We start from the raw sequence: 414 nt of genomic DNA on the forward strand, positions 1-414 counted from the left end.
ACCTGGTGATGCGGGCACCGTTCGACGGCGTCGTGACGGAACGGAACGTGGAGCTCGGGACCTACGTGGGCCCCTCGGGCCGGGGCTCGCACAAGCCGATGCTGGTGGTGCGGACCGTCCAGAAGCTTCGGCTCCACGTGTCGATTCCAGAGGCGTACAGCCCCTATGTCCGGCTGGGTGAGACAGTGAAGTTCACCATACGCTCGCTCCCGGGGCGCGAGTTCTCCGCGCGCATCACCCGGAGGGCGGGGGCGCTCGACGCGGCACTTCGCGCGGAGCGAATCGAGGCGGACGTCGACAACCCGGACGGGGCGCTCTTGCCCTTGATGGTCGCCGACGCGAGCATTTCGCTCTCCTCGCAGGGACCCACCGTCATGATTCCCCGGACGGCGCTGGTGGAGAGCGGAATGGGCA

The 414-nt window shown here is 68.4% G+C and carries 1 protein-coding gene; it reads left to right on the forward strand.

Annotated elements, in window-relative coordinates; genetic code table 11:
• Window positions 1–414 (forward strand): efflux RND transporter periplasmic adaptor subunit (locus FHL79_RS26690; protein WP_138761218.1); only part of this gene is annotated, 414 nt, incomplete at both ends.

It is taken from the genome of Modestobacter altitudinis (genome assembly GCF_005930475.1).
Lineage (GTDB): Bacteria > Actinomycetota > Actinomycetes > Mycobacteriales > Geodermatophilaceae > Modestobacter > Modestobacter altitudinis.